The organism is Mesorhizobium sp. WSM4311 (genome assembly GCF_002295115.1).
Taxonomy (GTDB): Bacteria; Pseudomonadota; Alphaproteobacteria; order Rhizobiales; family Rhizobiaceae; genus Mesorhizobium.
Window position 1 is genome coordinate 163,568 of the sequence record NZ_NSFV01000004.1, and the last position, 16,678, is coordinate 180,245.

Annotated in this window: 17 protein-coding genes and 1 other RNA gene; 12 read left to right on the forward strand and 6 right to left on the reverse strand. The window is 61.7% G+C overall.

Going from position 1 to position 16,678, the window contains the following annotated elements:
• Positions 1-101 precede the first annotated feature (101 nt).
• Positions 102-198, reverse strand: an RNA gene (gene ffs / locus CK226_RS11615) — signal recognition particle sRNA small type.
• Positions 199-342: 144 nt separating this feature from the next.
• On the opposite strand from ffs, the gene CK226_RS11620 reads away from it, so the two are divergent.
• The 5 genes from CK226_RS11620 to CK226_RS11640 all read left to right on the forward strand — a co-directional run bounded on the left by CK226_RS11620 (position 343) and on the right by CK226_RS11640 (position 3,356).
• Positions 343-762, forward strand: coding sequence for an HIT family protein (locus tag CK226_RS11620; protein ID WP_095771794.1), 420 nt, complete (start codon positions 343-345; stop codon positions 760-762).
• A gap of 69 nt (positions 763-831) precedes the next feature.
• Positions 832-1,776, forward strand: a complete 945-nt coding sequence (nudC, locus tag CK226_RS11625) for an NAD(+) diphosphatase (RefSeq protein WP_095791922.1) — start codon at positions 832-834, stop codon at positions 1,774-1,776.
• A gap of 434 nt (positions 1,777-2,210) precedes the next feature.
• Positions 2,211-2,516, forward strand: a complete 306-nt coding sequence (locus tag CK226_RS11630; RefSeq protein ID WP_095771792.1) for a Dabb family protein — start codon at positions 2,211-2,213, stop codon at positions 2,514-2,516.
• Between the two features lie 163 nt (positions 2,517-2,679).
• Positions 2,680-2,931 carry a type II toxin-antitoxin system Phd/YefM family antitoxin gene (locus CK226_RS11635; RefSeq protein ID WP_095791923.1) on the forward strand — a complete coding sequence of 84 codons (252 nt, stop codon included), beginning with the start codon at positions 2,680-2,682 and terminating at the stop codon, positions 2,929-2,931.
• Positions 2,931-3,356 carry a type II toxin-antitoxin system VapC family toxin gene (locus tag CK226_RS11640; protein WP_095791924.1) on the forward strand — a complete coding sequence of 142 codons (426 nt, stop codon included), beginning with the start codon at positions 2,931-2,933 and terminating at the stop codon, positions 3,354-3,356. Before CK226_RS11635 ends, CK226_RS11640 begins: the two co-directional genes overlap by 1 nt.
• 30 nt (positions 3,357-3,386) lie before the next feature.
• Here the strand turns inward: CK226_RS11640 and CK226_RS11645 are convergent, their stop codons facing one another.
• The gene (locus CK226_RS11645; RefSeq protein WP_064984594.1) at positions 3,387-4,250 is read right to left on the reverse strand and encodes a prephenate dehydratase; all 864 of its coding nucleotides are present in this window, start codon (positions 4,248-4,250) and stop codon (positions 3,387-3,389) included.
• A gap of 36 nt (positions 4,251-4,286) precedes the next feature.
• Positions 4,287-5,015, reverse strand: a complete 729-nt coding sequence (locus CK226_RS11650; RefSeq protein ID WP_095791925.1) for a 3-deoxy-manno-octulosonate cytidylyltransferase — start codon at positions 5,013-5,015, stop codon at positions 4,287-4,289.
• A gap of 193 nt (positions 5,016-5,208) precedes the next feature.
• On the opposite strand from CK226_RS11650, the gene CK226_RS11655 reads away from it, so the two are divergent.
• The 7 genes from CK226_RS11655 to CK226_RS11685 all read left to right on the forward strand — a co-directional run bounded on the left by CK226_RS11655 (position 5,209) and on the right by CK226_RS11685 (position 14,649).
• Positions 5,209-5,862, forward strand: coding sequence for a cytochrome c family protein (locus CK226_RS11655; protein ID WP_095787258.1), 654 nt, complete (start codon positions 5,209-5,211; stop codon positions 5,860-5,862).
• 171 nt (positions 5,863-6,033) lie between these two features.
• Positions 6,034-7,911: an extracellular solute-binding protein gene (locus CK226_RS11660; RefSeq protein WP_095791926.1), complete on the forward strand. Its 1,878-nt coding sequence runs from the start codon at positions 6,034-6,036 to the stop codon at positions 7,909-7,911.
• The gene (locus CK226_RS11665) at positions 7,911-9,779 is read left to right on the forward strand and encodes an extracellular solute-binding protein (RefSeq protein ID WP_095791927.1); all 1,869 of its coding nucleotides are present in this window, start codon (positions 7,911-7,913) and stop codon (positions 9,777-9,779) included. Before CK226_RS11660 ends, CK226_RS11665 begins: the two co-directional genes overlap by 1 nt.
• Positions 9,780-9,809: 30 nt before the next feature.
• A complete protein-coding gene (locus tag CK226_RS11670) occupies positions 9,810-10,904 on the forward strand; it encodes a microcin C ABC transporter permease YejB (RefSeq protein ID WP_095791928.1) in 1,095 nt (364 codons plus the stop codon).
• Positions 10,904-12,049: an ABC transporter permease gene (locus CK226_RS11675; protein WP_095787254.1), complete on the forward strand. Its 1,146-nt coding sequence runs from the start codon at positions 10,904-10,906 to the stop codon at positions 12,047-12,049. The genes CK226_RS11670 and CK226_RS11675 overlap by 1 nt, the downstream gene beginning before the upstream one ends.
• Complete coding sequence (locus tag CK226_RS11680; RefSeq protein ID WP_095791929.1) at positions 12,046-13,677, forward strand: ABC transporter ATP-binding protein; 1,632 nt, start codon at positions 12,046-12,048, stop codon at positions 13,675-13,677. The genes CK226_RS11675 and CK226_RS11680 overlap by 4 nt, the downstream gene beginning before the upstream one ends.
• Before the next feature lie 30 nt (positions 13,678-13,707).
• A complete protein-coding gene (locus tag CK226_RS11685) occupies positions 13,708-14,649 on the forward strand; it encodes a glyoxylate/hydroxypyruvate reductase A (RefSeq protein ID WP_095791930.1) in 942 nt (313 codons plus the stop codon).
• A 9-nt stretch (positions 14,650-14,658) separates the two neighbouring features.
• Here the strand turns inward: CK226_RS11685 and CK226_RS11690 are convergent, their stop codons facing one another.
• From CK226_RS11690 to CK226_RS11700, 3 genes are all read right to left on the reverse strand, one after another.
• On the reverse strand, positions 14,659-15,186 hold the full coding sequence (locus CK226_RS11690) for an AAA family ATPase (RefSeq protein ID WP_095787251.1): 528 nt from the start codon (positions 15,184-15,186) through the stop codon (positions 14,659-14,661).
• A gap of 66 nt (positions 15,187-15,252) precedes the next feature.
• Positions 15,253-15,615, reverse strand: a complete 363-nt coding sequence (locus CK226_RS11695; protein WP_095787250.1) for a hypothetical protein — start codon at positions 15,613-15,615, stop codon at positions 15,253-15,255.
• Positions 15,616-15,723: 108 nt separating this feature from the next.
• Positions 15,724-16,641, reverse strand: a complete 918-nt coding sequence (locus CK226_RS11700) for a class I SAM-dependent methyltransferase (protein WP_095792152.1) — start codon at positions 16,639-16,641, stop codon at positions 15,724-15,726.
• Positions 16,642-16,678 lie beyond the last annotated feature (37 nt).

The window sequence follows — 16,678 nt, forward strand, 5'->3', positions numbered from 1 at the left end:
CCGTTAAGCTCCAAAAGGCCGCGCCCAAAGGCGCCGATTCCTGCGCATAGTCTCGCCCGCGCTGCAATGCGTCGTCAATGTCGCGAGGAAGGGCCGATGAGGTGGGAGGCTGGAACAATGACCCGTTCCGGGCTCGTTAGGGCTGCTTCCTTCCGGACCTGACCCGGTTGGCGAGTGGATCGTCCACCACCAACCTCCCGATGTCCATATCGGCAATTGCGCGACGAAATGCAAGTGCGCAGGCAAATCGGCGCCATCACAAGAGAGATTCGCTTGCAGCCCCGATGCAGCCGCTCTAGCGTTCGTGGTTTGATGAAAACAAGAAAAGCAAGGGAAACGCCGATGCTGCCGGGCCTGAAGGCCGGATTCACGCTGGATGCCCGGCTGGAGGCGGACAGCGAGCAGTTGATGTGGCTTGGGCTGTGCGAATTGCGGGTGATGAACGACCGCCGCTGGCCATGGCTGCTCCTGGTGCCACAGCGGCCGGGCGCGGAAGAAATCCACGACATGACGCCGCTCGACCAGGCGATGCTGACCTTCGAAACCAATATGGTGGCGCAGGCGCTCAAGAAAGTCAGCGGCTGCACCAAGATCAACACCGGCGCGCTTGGCAATATCGTGCGCCAACTGCATATCCATATCGTCGCACGGTCCGAAGGCGATCCCGGCTGGCCCGGCCCGGTGTGGGGGTATGGCCTGCGCGAGCCCTATCAGCGTTCCGACCTGCGCCGGTTTGCCGAAACCGTAAGGGCGGCGCTATAAGCCTTCCCCGGTGTTGTTCCGAAACACGTTCATTCCCGGACATGTCCATTCCAAAGCATCAGAGACCGCATGAGCTTCCGCCTGTTTGACGCGCCTTTGCGCGAGCCGAGCCAGTTCGTCGGCTTTGCCGGCAACATGATCGACCGGCAATCCGAGAATCGAGCCGACGATTCGGTCGACAAGGCGCTGGCGGATCCGACGACGCGGCTTTTGCTGATGAATGGCGGCCGGCTCCACCTGAAGCTTGGTAACAGCGGCAGTCTCGATCCCTGGTTCGACGCCGCCGGGAGCGAGCCCTTCAAGCCGTCCCTCGCCGGGGCTGTGCTGCTCGGCTTTTCCGAACAGGGGCCGGTACTGGCGATGCCTGTGGGGATCGAGGCCGAACAGCTGCCCGAGACCGTCAAGGCGATCGACTACCGGTCTGTCTACATGCAGGGGCTGATCGACGAAGCGGCGGCGGGAGCGATGGCGCAAGGGGCGGCCCTGCTTGCCTGGCACGCCAGCCATCGTTTTTGCAGCAAATGCGGCACGCAATCGCAAATGCGGGCTGGCGGCTACAAGCGCCATTGCCCGAATTGCGGCACCGAACATTTTCCGCGTACCGACCCGGTGGCCATCATGCTGACGGCGACACGGGAAAAATGCCTGCTCGGACGCGGCCGGCATTTCGCGCCGGGCATGTATTCGGCGCTTGCCGGTTTCATCGAGCCGGGCGAGACGATTGAGGCGGCGGTGCGCCGCGAAACGCTGGAGGAGGCCGGCATCCGGCTCGGCCGCGTCGTCTACCACGCCAGCCAGCCCTGGCCATTTCCCTATTCGCTGATGATCGGCTGCTTCGGCGAGCCGCTCAATGAGGACATCCAGGCCGACCTCAACGAGCTAGAGGACTGCCGCTGGTTCGGCCGCGACGAGGTTCGCCTCATGCTGGCCAGGGAGCATGCCGACAACCTTGTCACGCCGCCGAAAGGGGCGATCGCGCACCATCTCATCCGCGCCTGGGTCGACAGCGAATGAGCGAATTTATTCTGCGTCATATGTGGGCGTCTGTTTTGGTTGGGTTGCTGTCAGTCGATCCTGCAGCCGGCCATACCTTCGGCGGCCCTACAGCGTCAGATCCAGAAGGCTTCATAAGCAATTTACAAATGTCTGGCAGGATAGAGCGAAGATTTTTCTATTGCTCCATAGATCTAAGAATAGATAGAAACCTTTCAAGCGATAACTGCTTATATACCATCAGAAAATTGGCACAGATATCAAAGAGGTTCGATTCTGGTCCAATAGAGCAATCCGATGGCAAACTCATGAGGAAACTCATCGAGATTATTGGCAAATTGGAGGGCATAGATGTCATTCGACAACCCAAGCAGTAAGATTCTCCTTTCCATAGGCCTCCTTCCAGCGAGGCTGAGAAGTTGGGAAAATTTTTGGAAGCATTGCAGGAGTAGAAAATGATCCGTCACACCGTCGTCTTCACGCTGAAGCATCCGCCGCATTCGCTGGAGGAAAAGCGTTTCCTGGTCGATGCCAAGAAAGCCCTCTCGACGATCCGGGGCGTCACGCATTTCGAACAGTTGCGGCAGATCAGCCCCAAGAACGACTATCAGTTCGGCTTCTCGATGGAGTTCGCCGACCAGGCCGCCTACACCAGATACAACGATCATCCCGACCATGTCGCCTTCGTGCGCGACCGCTGGGTGCCCGAGGTCGAGAAATTTCTCGAGATCGACTATGTGCCGCTGGGTGCGGTGATTTAAGCGCAGCCAGCGTTGAACAACAGCGAGCGCGATAGCGCTCCTGGCAAGGGCGACGCAACCCTATCCATGAAACTTGCGATGGGTTGCCATTCGTGCGCTCAACCTTGCAATTTCCGCTCAAACGGATTAAATGTGGTTACGTAACCACATTTGCGGAATTGGTATGATCACCACGCTTTCAGGTCGCGAACTCAATCAGGATCTAGGCCGCGCAAAACGCGCTGCCAAGGACGGCCCCGTGATCATCACCGACAGAGGGCGGCCAGTGCATGTCCTCTTATCGTTCGATGAATATAAACGGCTCACCGGTAAAACGCGGTCGCTCGGTGACATGCTGGCCACACCGGAAGCGGGTGACGTTGACTTGCCGCTCCCGGCCCGCACGGAACATGCCCAACCAGTAGACCTGTCCTGATGCTGTTGCTCGATACCAATGTCGTGTCCGAATTGCGCAAGGTATCGAGTGGTAGGGCGCATCCCAATGTCGTGGTCTGGAACGAAACCGTCGATCCCGCCGAAACCTTCATTTCGTCCGTAGTCCTGCACGAACTGGAGATTGGCGTAAGACTCGTAGAGCACAACGACGCCGTTGCTGGCAAAGTGCTGCGCAATTGGTTGGAAAATGCGGTTCTCACAACATTTTCCGGTCGTATCTTGCCGCTGGACGACGCAGCGGCCGTTCAGGCGGCACAATGGCACGTGCCCAATCCCAAACCGATCAATGATGCCTATATCGCGGCCACGGCCTTCACTCGGCGGATGACGCTGGTGACGCGCAACATTGGCGATTTCGAGGGAACGGGAGTAACATTGGTAAATCCGTGGGCCATCCAGGCGTAGGCTTTTAAGTCATGGCTTCCTGGGATTGCTCTAATCCGCCACTTTCCACTGCTCACGCGACTCGCTGGCCGGATAGACGCCCAGGATCCGCACCTCTCGCGAGAAGAAGCGCAACTCGTCCAGCGCCAGCTTGACCAGCGGATCGTCGGGATGGCCCTCGATGTCGGCGTAGAACAGGGTCGCGGTGAAAGCGCCGAGCTGGTAGCTCTCCAGCTTGGTCATGTTGATGCCGTTGGTGGCGAAGCCGCCCATGGCTTTGTAGAGGGCCGCCGGCACGTTGCGGACGCGGAAGATGAAAGTCGTCATCATCTTGGTGTCGGCTGAAGGCCGCTCGGCCCATTGTTTGCTCTTGGTCAGGACGACAAAACGGGTGACGTTCGAATCCGTGTCCTCGACATTTTCCTCGATGATATCGAGCCCGTAGAGCGTCGCGGCCAGCGCCGGCGACAGCGCGGCCATGGTGCGGTCCTTGACCTCGGAGATCATCTTGGCGGCACCGGCCGTATCGCCGGCGACGACCGCCTTCCAGCCGTTCTTGCGGATGTATTTGCGGCACTGGCCAAGTGCGTGGATGTGGCTGTGAACCGTCTTGATCTCGTCGCGCTTGACGCCGGGCAGCACCATCAGCTGGAAATGGATCGGCAGGAAATACTCGCCGACGATGTGCATCCGCGATTCCGGCAGCAGATGATGGATGTCGGCGACGCGGCCGGCGATGGTGTTCTCGATCGGGATCATGGCGAGGTCGGCCTTGCCGGTCTCGACCGCGTTGAAGGCATCCTCGAAGGTCGGGCACGGCAACGGCTCCATCGAGGGATAGACGTTGCGGCAGGCGGTGTCGGAATTGGCGCCCGGCTCGCCCTGGAAGGATATTCTGTTGGTCTTTTCAGGCATGGGCCGGGTCTCGATTCACGGTGTCGAAGGGATTTCTCAGTTTGAAAGGATGGTTCGGGCGCGCTCGAGGTCTTGTGGCGTATCGACGCCGAGCGGCAGCGACCGGACGATCTCGGCATCGATGCGCATGCCGGCTTCCAGCGCCCGCAACTGCTCCAGCCGTTCGCGGCGCTCCAGCGGCGACGGTTTCAGTGCAACGAAGCGTTCGAGTGCCGAGCGGCGATAGGCGTAGAGGCCGACATGGTGATAGAGCGGCCCCTCGCCCCAAGGCGCTGTGGCGCGGGTGAAATAGAGCGCCCTCAGCCGCGTGGCTGACAGCGGCGAACCGACGATCTTGACGACGTTCGGATTGGTCTTTTCCTCTTCGCGGACGATCTCGACACCAAGCGTGGCGATATCCACCGCCGCGTCCTCGAACGGCCTGAGCGAGGCGGCGATGATGCCGGGCTCGATGGTCGGCAGGTCGCCCTGCACATTGACGATCGTTTCGACCTTGCATCCGGGATCAAGCGCGGCCAGCGCCTCGTGAATGCGGTCGGAGCCGGATTCATGGTCGATGCGCGTCATCACCGCCTCGAAACCATGCGCGCGCACCGCTTCGGCGACGCTTTGCGTGTCAGTCGCCACCACCACGCGGCCGAGGCCGGCTTCGGCCGCGCGACGCGCGACATGGACGATCATCGGCGCGCCGGATATGTCGGCCAGCGGCTTGCCCGGCAGGCGGGTGGAGGCCATGCGGGCCGGTATCAGGATCAGGGTAGACATGGCGGTGGCAAGGCGTTCGAAAAGAGGAGGGGAAAAGTGGCAAAAGGTCTCACTGGCAGCGCCCTTATAGGTGTTGCAACGCCGGAGCAAAAGACCTAGTTTCCGCCCGATTTGACCGGCTCTGGAGGGCGGGTCTCGATACCGACGGACGGAGTGGACGGTTCGGTCCGCCGGAAAAGGGAGCAAGGGGCGTATGGATTCCAACGAAGTCAACAAGCTGCTTGCCGGATTGCTCGGAACCGTTTTCGTCGTTTTCTCGGTCGGCCTGGTATCTGACGCGCTGTTTGCCTCGCCGGCTCCTGAAAAGCCCGGTTTTGCCATCGAGGCAGCCGAGCCGGCCGAAGGCGGCCCGGCCGCCCCGGCCGCCGAAGCCAAGCCGATCGCCGACCTGCTGGCGACCGCCAATGTCGAGGCGGGTGCTGCGGTCTTCAAGAAATGCCAGGCCTGCCATTCCGGTGAAAAGGGTGGCCCCAACAAGGTCGGCCCCGATCTGTGGGATCTCGTCGATCGTCCTGTCGCCGAACATGAAGGCTTTGCCTACTCGGCCGGCATGAAGGAATTTTCCAAGGGCGGCACCGAGAAGTGGACCTACGACAACATCAACCACTTCATCACCTCGCCGAAGAAATTCGTGAAGGGCACGGCCATGGGCTTCGCCGGCCTGCCCAAGGACGAGGACCGCGCCAACGTCATCGCCTATCTGCGCACGCTGTCGGACAATCCCAAGCCGCTGCCGGCACCGGGCGCCGCCGCCGACGCCAGCGCTCCGGCCAAGCCGGCTGACGGCGCGGCGCCGGCCAAGCCTGCCGCGCCCGCGGCTCCGGCACCAGCCGCGCCGGCCAAATAACCGAATTGTCATCAAAGCGTTCATAGAAAAGCCGGGTTCTGCCCGGCTTTTTTGTTAGGAAAAACGCATATGCGGCGACAAAGCCGCGCATGGCGGTTTTCAGGAGCGCCAAATCATCTAGATTGCCTTTTCTGGATGGTCCGGAGAAACGCATCGCGAAGAGGACAGTGCATGACGGTTGGCCGAACGCTTCTCAGGTCGTTGCTGGCGGCAGCCCTTTTGGTGGCCGGACTGCAGACGACCCTGGCCGACGAGTGGCGAACCACCTCATCGCTGATCGGCGACTCGAAATACGGCGACAATTTTCAGCACTACGACTACGTCAACCCGAACGCGCCCAAGGGCGGCACGCTGAATTCGGTGCTGCTCGGCACCTATGACAGCTTCAACCCTTACATCGTGCAGGGATCGCCGGCGGCGGGCCTCGTCGGTTTCGGCGGCGGCCTGCTCTACGACACGCTGATGGAGCAGGCGACCGATGAGGGCAGCACCAGCCACCCACTGATCGCCGACGCTTACAAATATCCGGCTGACTATTCCTCGGCCACCTACCGGCTCGACCCGCGCGCGAAATGGCATGACGGCCAGCCGATCACCGTCGACGACGTGATCTGGTCGTTCCAGGTGTTGAAGGCAAACAGCCCGCAATACAGCCGCTATTTCGAGAATGTCACCGACGCAGTGGCGATCTCCGACCGCGAGGTCGAGTTCCATTTCAACCAGAAGGGCAACCGGGAACTGCCGAAGATCATCGGCGACCTCGCCGTGCTGCCGAAGCACTGGTGGGAAGGCACCGACGCCAATGGCAAGAAGCGCGACGTCACCAAGCCGACGCTGGAAATTCCGCTGGGATCGGCGGCCTACAAGATCGCCAGCTTCAAGCCGGGGTCGGAAATCGTCTGGCAGCGCGTGCCGGACTATTGGGCGGCCAAGCTGCCGGTGAAGATCGGTCGCGAGAATTTCGACACGCGCCGATATACCTACATCCTCGACGACAATGCCGCCTGGCTGGCCTTCACCAAGGGCGGATTGGAAGACATCAACCGCGAGTACAGCTCCCGCAAATGGGCGACCGCCTATAATTTCCCGGCCATCCAGGCCGGGGACGTCGTCAAGAAGGACTTCCAGACCCAATCGCCGCAGCCGATGCAGGGCTTTGTCCTCAACCAGCGAAGGCCGCTATTCCAGGACCGGCTTGTTCGCGAGGCACTGACCATCCCATTCGATTTCGAGAGCATGAATCGCACGCTGTTCTTCGGCTTCAACACCCGCACGTCGAGCTATTTCCAGGGTACCGAATTGGCGTCGAGCGGGCTGCCGCAAGGCAAGGAATTGGAGATCCTCGAGAAATATCGCGACAAGCTACCACCCGAGCTCTTCACGCAAGAGTTCAAGCTGCCGGTCTACGATTCGCCACAAGCGGAGCGAAAATACCTGAAACAGGCGGTCGATCTATTCGCCAAGGCAGGCTGGGTGATCAAGGGCGGCAAGATGGTCAACGCCAAGACAGGCGCCCCGTTCAAGTTCGAGATCCTTGGCTGGAATGACACCGACCAGGTGATCGCCAGTCCCTACATCGCCAATCTGCGCAAGATCGGCGTCGACGCTTCGCTGCGCATCATCGACCAGACCCAGTACATCAACCGGGTCAACAATTTCGATTTCGATGCCGTCACGGGCTTGTTCGGCCAATCGGACTCGGCCGGCAACGAGCAACGCGATTTCTGGAGCTCGAAAGCCGCTGACACGCCGGGCTCGCGCAATCTGATGGGCATCAAGGATCCGACCGTCGATGCGCTGGTCGACCGTGTCATCTTCGCCACCGACCGCGAGGATCTTGTCGCCGCCACTCATGCGCTCGACCGGGTGCTGCTTTGGAACTTCTACGTCGTGCCGCAATATTATCGGTCGGCGGTCTGGCTGGCCTATTGGGACAAGTTCAAATTCCCCGACAAGCAGCCCGCCTATGTCGGTGTCGACATCGATTCCTGGTGGATTGACCTCGACAAGGAGAAGGCACTGGCCGCCAAATACAAGGGCGGCAATTGATGGCGATGCTGCCGCGCCGCGATTTCCTGGCACTGAGCGGGGCCGCCGCTGCCGCGGCCCTGCTGCCGGGAAGAGCCTTCGCCGACATTGCGACCGGCGTGAAATTGCACGGCATGTCGGCCTTCGGGGACCTCAAATACAGACCGGATTTTGCGCATTTCGACTATGTCAATCCGGACGCGCCCAAGGGCGGCCAGATGAATTTCACGCCGCCCAGCGCAACCCTCAACCAGAGCTTCCTGACTTTCAACACACTGAATTTCCTGGTGTTGAAGGGGGAGGCGCCGCCGCGCGCCGAACTCTGTTTCGATTCCCTGATGGCAAGCGCGCTCGATGAGCCGGACACGGTCTACGGCCTGCTCGCCGAGTCCGTCACCTTGTCGTCGGACCGCAATGGCTTTCGCTTCGTGCTTCGTCCGCAGGCGCGCTTCCACGACGGCTCGCCGCTGACCGCCGAAGACGTTGTCTTCGCGTTGAAGCTCTACAAGGACAAGGGTCACCCGAACCTTTCCAAGGCATTGCGGTACATGACCGACGCGGTCGCGGTCGACCCCGTCACCCTTGAGCTGACCTTCAATGGCGAACAGTCGGCGCAAAACATCCTGGCGGTCGTGGCCATGCCGATCGTGTCCAAGGCCTATTATACGGCCAATGAGTTCGATGCCTCGACCATGACACCGCCGCTTGGCTCGGGACCCTACAAGATCGGACGCGTGGTCGCCGGACAGGCTGTCGAATATGAACGCGTCGCCGACTATTGGGGCCGCGATCTCGCGGTGAACCGCGGCCAGTACAATTTCGACCGCATCCGCATCGACTTCTATCTCGACCGGCAAGCCGCATTCGAGGCCTTCAAGAAAGGCGATACGCATTTTCGTGAGGAGTTCACCTCGCGTGTATGGGCCACCGGATATGATTTTCCGGCGTTGAACGATGGCAAGGTCGTCAAAAGGGAATTTCCCGGCGAGAAGACGCCGGACATGCAGGGCGTCGCGCTGAACCAGCGCCGTCCGCAATTCCGCGATGAGCGGGTGCGACAGGCGATCGCCAACTGCTTCGATTTCGAATGGATGAAGCGCGCGCTGTTTTACGGCTCCTACGAGCGCTCGCAATCGAATTTCGAACGTTCGGATTACAAGGCCGAGGGCCTGCCCTCGCCAGGCGAATTGGCCCTGCTGGAGCCGTTGCGGGCCGAGTTGCCGCCGGAGGTGTTTGGCGAGGCGGTAACGCAGCCGCTCTCGGACGGTTCAGGGCATGACCGCAAGCTGCTGAGCGCGGCCTCGAAACTGCTTGCCGAAGCCGGCTGGAAACGGACGGGCAGTTTCGTCGTCAACGACAAGGGCGAACGGCTGCGGGTGGAAATGCTGGCGGAGGACGAAGGCATCGTTCGCATTTTCACTCCGTGGTCCGAGAACATGAAGGCGATCGGGATCGATGCTTCGATCCGGCAGGTCGATTCGGCGCAATATGAACAGCGGCAGAGTGATTTCGATTTCGACCTCAACCTCCTCCATTGGTCAATCGGAGCAACGCCCACGGTCGACAGCCTGGAGATGCTCTACGATTCCCGCATGGCGAACACGCCGGGGCAGCGCAATTATCCGGGTACCGAAAGCAAGGCCATCGACGCGCTGATCGTGGCCGCCGGCAAGGCGCGCAGCCGAACAGAACTCGTCACCGCGCTCAGAGCGCTCGACCGGGTCTTGCGCGCGCGGCTAGACTGGATTCCAACATACTATCTGGCGAATCACCGCGTCGCCTATTGGGACATGTTCGGCTTTGTCGAGCAAAAGCCCGATTTCGGCTTTCCGGTCGAGACGCAGTGGTGGTTCGATAAGGGCAAGGCGGCAAAAATTGGCAAAGGCTGAAGTATCGGTCCGCAAAGGGCAGGAGGCCTGATGGGCGCCTATATACTGCGCCGCATCCTTTTGATGATCCCGACCCTGTTCGGCATCATGGCGATTTCCTTCGCCGTCATCCAGTTCGCGCCGGGCGGCCCGGTCGAGCAGGTGATCGCCAAGCTGACCAATCAGGGCGGCAGCGACCGCCTCGGCGGTGGCGGCGGCGATGCGGGCGGTTCCAATTTCGACGTCGCCAGCGACGTCAGCTCGAAATATCGCGGCGCGCAGGGGCTCGATCCGGAATTCATCAAGAAGCTGGAGAAGCAGTACGGCTTCGACAAGCCGCCGCTCGAGCGCTTCGGCATGATGCTGTGGAACTATATCCGGTTCGATTTCGGCAACAGCTACTTCCGCGACATCTCGGTGCTCGACCTGATCCTCGAGAAGATGCCGGTGTCGATTTCGATCGGGCTCTGGATCACGCTCTTGTCCTATCTGATTTCCATCCCGCTCGGTATCCGCAAGGCGGTGAAGGACGGCACGCCTTTCGACGTCTGGACCAGCGGCGTCGTCATCGTCGGCTATGCCATTCCGGGCTTCCTGTTCGGCATCATGCTGATGGTGCTGTTCGCCGGCGGATCCTTCTGGGACTGGTTCCCGTTGCGCGGCATCGTCTCGGACAATTGGGACCAGTTGTCCTGGCCAGGCAAGATCGCCGACTATTTCTGGCACATGACCCTGCCGCTGACGGCGCTGGTGCTGTCGGCCTTCGCCACGACGACGCTGCTCACCAAGAACTCGTTCCTGGAGGAAATCCGCAAGCAGTATGTGGTGACGGCGCGGGCCAAGGGCCTGTCGGAGCGACAGGTGCTCTACGGCCATGTCTTCCGCAATGCCATGCTGATCGTCATTGCCGGCTTCCCCGGCGCCTTCATCTCGGCCTTCTTCACCGGTTCGCTGCTGATCGAGAACATCTTCTCGCTCGATGGCCTCGGCCTGCTCGGCTTCCGCTCGGTGGTCGAGCGCGACTATCCGGTGGTGTTCGCCAATCTCTATATTTTCTCGCTTCTCGGCCTGTTCGTCGGATTGCTGTCCGACCTCATCTACACCTGGGTCGATCCGCGCATCGATTTCGAGCGGAGAGACGTCTGATGTCGGAGGCAAGCGTCACTGCCGGCGTGGTGCCGGAGCGGATGCCACGGCCGTTCCTGTCGCCGCTCAACAAGCGCCGCCTGCAGAATTTCAAGGCCAACCGGCGCGGCTACTGGTCGTTGTGGATTTTCCTCGTCCTGTTCGCGCTGTCGCTGTTTGCCGAATTCATCGCCAACGACAAGCCGATCATCGCGTCCTACAAGGGTGAAATCCTGTTTCCGGTGCTGGTCGCCTACCCCGAGGAAAAATTCGGCGGCTTCTATGCCGTCACCGATTATCGCGATCCGGTGATCCAGGACGAGATCAACGCCAATGGCTGGATGATCTGGCCGCCGATCCGCTATTCCTACCAGACCGTCAACAATGCCATTCCGGAAGCGGCACCGGCCAAGCCGTCCTGGCAGTATGACGCCGCGAAGCGCTGCAACCAGTATCCGCAAGGGGCCGCCGACCCCGCCTGCATCGTCGGCAACTGGAACTGGCTCGGCACCGACGACCAGGCGCGTGACGTCTTGGCGCGCGTCATCTACGGCTTCCGTATATCGGTGCTGTTCGGGCTGATCCTGACCGCCGGCTCGGCCCTGATCGGCGTCGGCGCCGGCGCCTTGCAGGGCTATTTCGGCGGCTGGACGGACCTGCTGTTCCAGCGCTTCATCGAAATCTGGTCGGCGATCCCGGTGCTTTACCTCTTGCTCATCGTCGCCGCCATCCTGCCACCGGGCTTTTTCATCCTGCTCGGGCTGATGCTGTTGTTCTCCTGGGTAGCGCTGGTCGGCGTCGTGCGGGCCGAGTTCCTGCGCGCCCGCAACTTCGAGTACGTCAACGCCGCGCGCGCGCTCGGCGTGCCCAACCGCACCATCATGTTCCGGCATCTGTTGCCCAATGCCATGGTGGCGACATTGACCTTCCTGCCCTTCCTGCTCTCTGGCTCGATCTCGACGCTGACCTCGCTCGACTATCTCGGCTTCGGCCTGCCGCCGGGGTCCGCCTCGCTCGGTGAGTTGCTGAAGCAGGCGCAGCGCAACCTCAATGCGCCGTGGCTCGGCATTTCCGGCTTCGTCGTCATCTCGCTGATGCTGTCGCTGCTGGTCTTTGTCGGCGAGGCGACGCGCGACGCCTTCGATCCGCGCAAGACGTTCAAATGAGCGAAGCGCCTCTGCTCAGCGTCCAGGACCTCAGCGTCGCCTTCGGCCAGGGCGGCGGCCAGTCTGTCGCTGTCGACCACATCTCCTTCGACATCGCCAAGGGCGAGACGATCGCGCTGGTCGGCGAGTCCGGCTCCGGCAAGTCGGTCTCGGCGCTGTCGGTGTTGAAACTCCTGCCCTACCCCAGTGCCAGCCACCCCTCGGGAAAGATCCAGTTCGAGGGCGCCGACCTGCTGGCGATGAGCGAGAAGCAATTGCGACAGGTGCGCGGCAACAAGATCACCATGATCTTCCAGGAGCCGATGACCTCGCTCAATCCGCTGCACACGATCGAGCAGCAGATCGTCGAGATCCTGAAGCTGCATCAGGGCATGGCCGACCGCGCGGCCAAGGCGCGCACGCTGGCGCTCCTCAACGAGGTCGGCATCCGCGATCCGCAGAAGCGGCTCGACGCCTATCCGCACCAGCTGTCCGGCGGCCAGCGCCAGCGCGTCATGATCGCCATGGCTCTGGCCAACGAACCGGAACTGCTGATCGCCGACGAGCCGACGACGGCGCTCGACGTCACCGTGCAGGCGCAGATCCTCGAACTGCTGGCGGGCCTCAAAAGCCGCAAAGGCATGTCGATGCTGTTCATCACCCACGATCTCGGCATCGTGCGCAAGATCGCCGACCGGGTTTGCGTCATGACCAAGGGCAAGATCGTCGAGACCGGACCGACCAAGGACATCTTCGCCAATCCGCAGCACCCCTATACGCGCCACCTGCTGGCAGCCGAGCCGAAGGGCAAGCCGCCGGCCGCCAACGCCGACGCCAAGCCGGTGATGACCGGAAAGGACATCAAGGTCTGGTTCCCGATCAAGCAGGGCTTCTTCCGCCGCACGGTCGACCATGTGAAGGCGGTCGACGGCATCGATGTCACCGTGCGCGCCGGCCAGACGCTGGGCGTGGTCGGCGAATCCGGTTCCGGCAAGACGACGCTCGGCCTGGCCCTGGCGCGCATGATCTCGTCGACGGGAACCATCCGGTTCAACGGCCGCGACATCAACCAGCTCACCTTCAACGCCATGCGGCCGCTCAGGCGCGAATTGCAGATCGTGTTCCAGGACCCGTTCGGTTCGCTCAGCCCGCGCATGTCGATCGCCGAGATCATCGAGGAAGGGCTGAAGATCCACGAGCCGGAACTGTCGCCCGATGAACGCGACGACAAGGTTGCGGACGTGCTGAAGGAGGTCGGCCTCGATCCGGCGACCCGCAACCGCTATCCGCACGAGTTTTCCGGCGGCCAGCGCCAGCGTGTCGCGATCGCGCGCGCCATGGTGCTCAACCCGCGCTTCGTCATGCTGGACGAGCCGACATCGGCGCTCGACATGAGCGTGCAGGCGCAGGTCGTCGACCTCCTGCGCAATCTGCAGGCCAAGCATGACCTCGCCTATCTCTTCATCAGCCATGACCTCAAGGTCATCCGGGCGCTTGCCAACGATGTCATCGTCATGCGCAACGGCCAGATCGTCGAAGCCGGCCCCTCCCAGCAGATTTTTGAAAATCCGCAAACCGACTATACTCGGGCGCTGATCTCGGCCGCCTTCAAGATAGAGACGGCGCCGGTCGGCATCGTCAGCCAGTAATTTGCGTAAAGAGGGACTAGACGAATCGCGATGGAAAAAGGCCGCATCCTGCTTGCCGTCACCGGCTTTCATCCGCAGCGCTGGCGCGAGTTGCTGTCGGCCGAGCGCGAGGTAGTGCTGGAGCCGGATGGCGCCAAGGATCCGTCGATCACCTATGCGGTGGTGTGGAGGCAGAAGCCCAATTTGTTGTCTTCGCTGCCCAATCTGCGCGCCATCTTCTCCATCGGCGCCGGCGTCGACCATATTTTCGCCGATCCAGGCCTGCCCGACGTGCCGATCCTCAAGGTCGTCGCCGACAATCTTACGCAATACATGACCGAATATGTCGTCTGGCGGGTGCTCGATCATCATCGCCAGGGCCTGCTCTACCGGCAGCAGCAGCAAAAGAAGATCTGGCACGAGCCGCCGCAGCGGCCAGCCGGCGACATCTCTGTCGGCATTATGGGGCTCGGCAATCTCGGCCGTGCTGCGGCCTCGGTGCTGCTGTCGCTCGGCTTCGCGGTCAATGGCTGGTCGCGCACCGAGCGGCCGATGCAAGGGGTGGCGACCTATTCCGGCGAGGCCGGGTTGATCCCCTTCCTCAAGGCAACAGATATCCTTGTCGTGCTTTTGCCGCTGACGCCGGACACGCAAGGCATCATCAATTACGGCGTGCTGAAGGAATTGCGCAAGCGCAACGGCCTCGGCGGCTCGGTGCTGATCAACGCCGGACGCGGCCGCCTGCAGAAGGATGCCGACATCGTGCGGGCGCTGGACGACGGCACGCTGAAGGAGGCGAGCCTCGATGTGTTCGAGGTCGAACCGCTGCCGAAGACCAGCCCGCTGTGGAACCATCCGAAGGTGTTCGTGACTCCGCACGCCGCGGCGACCTCCGATCCCATGCATCTGGTGCCGACCATGCTGCGCCAGATGGACGCCTTCGAGCGCGGCGAGAAGCTCGAGAATCTGGTGGATCGCAAGGCGGGATATTAGCCAGGCGTCCTATATAGCCAGGTCCCATTGCCTGAAGCACTGCTTGATTGCTCCCATCGAGGACAGCTGGAGCTTCGGCAGGTCGAGTTCCTCGAACATCGCCTGGTATCTTCTGCGGTTTTTCGGCGTGGTCACGGCAATATGGTGGATCATGTCCCATTTGACGCTGTCGCGTCCGCCCTCCAGGGCTCCGCGTCTGTTCTTCTCAAACCAGCTTCGCCTGAAGTAACGCAGCAGGCTTGCCGGCGTGGAGATATCCAGCAGGATCACTCCCGTCGCCCGCCGAAAACGTTGCGGCATGCAGATCGAGTAATTTCCGTCCATCACCCAGCGCTCGCCGGCGATCGCGGCGTCATGCATGGCGATGAATTCGCTCTTTGGACGCGCCTCCCAGTCTGTGTTGGGCAGATGATGAAGCAGATCGAGGTGAACGGGGTCAAGGCCACGCTTGCGGGCAATCGCGACGGCCAGGGTCGACTTGCCGCTGTTGGACGGCCCCAGAATGCAGATGCGGTCGCCTAGGTCCGAGAGTTTCATTGATCGCCCCCATGCGGACGCGAGCATGCTGCCGGCGATCGCTCTCGTCGGCTGCTGCTTCTATCTTCAGGCAGGCAGGGCGAACTTCTTCTTCTGATTGTCCGGCTTGCCGCAGTCGCGGCGCTCGATCGACCGGTTCATGGCATCGATCTCGCCTGACGCCTTGTCACTGTCGCGCTTGGCCTTGGAGCGCATGTCGGGCGTGAACGGACCGAAACCCATGGCGGGATTGGAGAAGGTCGGCTTCGCGGTCACCGGAAGGTTGTATTGCTGCGCCAGGCCATTGCGCTGCGCCAGCAACTGGTCGCACGGCACGGTATCGTATTGCAGGGAGGATTCTACGTTGGCGTCCTGCCGCTCGGACATCGAGTTGCCGACGCAGCCGGCCGTTGCCAGGCAGGATGCCAAGATCATCATGTTCCAGCGCATCCGATATGCTCCTCCTGATATCCCGCACTGATGCGACCAGATCGCAAATATCAGTCGCGCACGCAAATCGGACTTTTTCGCAGCAGCGGGATGGTGTTCATGCACGCTTCAAACGGCGTGAGGCTTCCACGCCACAACGCCCAGCCCTTTGACGGGCTCGCGGCGATCCTGCCGGATGGTGGTTGGCTCCAGCGCCAGGATCGCAAGCCCGTTGGCTTCGAGTGTCCGCCTGACATAGGGTTGCGAATGAGCATAGCGCCGCGAGGGCTGCAGCGCGAAGTCGCCGTCGTCTGCAAGGGTCTCGACGGAAAAGGCAAACAGGCCGCCTTCGGCGAGCAGGCCGGCAACGGTGCCCACCAGACCGTCGAGCGCGCCGATGTAGATCAAGACATCGGCCGATGTCACCAGATCGGGCTTTTCGCCTGAATGAGAGAATCCCTGCAGATCGGCTTTCGTCAGCGTGTCGTAGATGCCTTTCGCCCGAGTCTTCTTCAGCATCCTGGCCGAGATATCGACCCCTTCCAGCCGGTCGACGATCGGCCTCAGCCTCTCGCCCATCAGCCCGGTTCCGCAGCCCAGGTCGAGCGCCAGGCGGAAGTGGCCCGGCCTTGCCGTGCGAATCATCTGCTCGAGGAATTCGGGGAGTCGGTAGTCGAGCTTGCCGACCAGCATCTCCTCGAATGTTTCGGCATAATGATCGAACAGCGCTTCGACAAAGGCGCTGGGCGGCGCGGCGGCAACCGGAGCCTTGCCGATCAGCTGCAGTTTGAGGGCGGCGCCCTGGCGATCGGCCGCATCCAGTTTCAGCGACATCGCCCAGGCCTGCGCCGCCAGGTCGAGCCTGCCCGATGCCTCGTGCATCTCGCCGAGGCGGAACCAGCCCATTGCCCATTGCGGCGCCAGCTCCAATGCGCCGAGCAGCAGCTCGGCCGCCGCCGTGGGATCGCCGGAGGCAAAGAGCATCTCGGCATAGTCGGCACGGCGATCGGCGTTCAAATCGCCGGACGATGTCTGAAGCGGTTTCATGATGATGTTTCCGCCGGCGGATGGCAGCCGGGCCGCC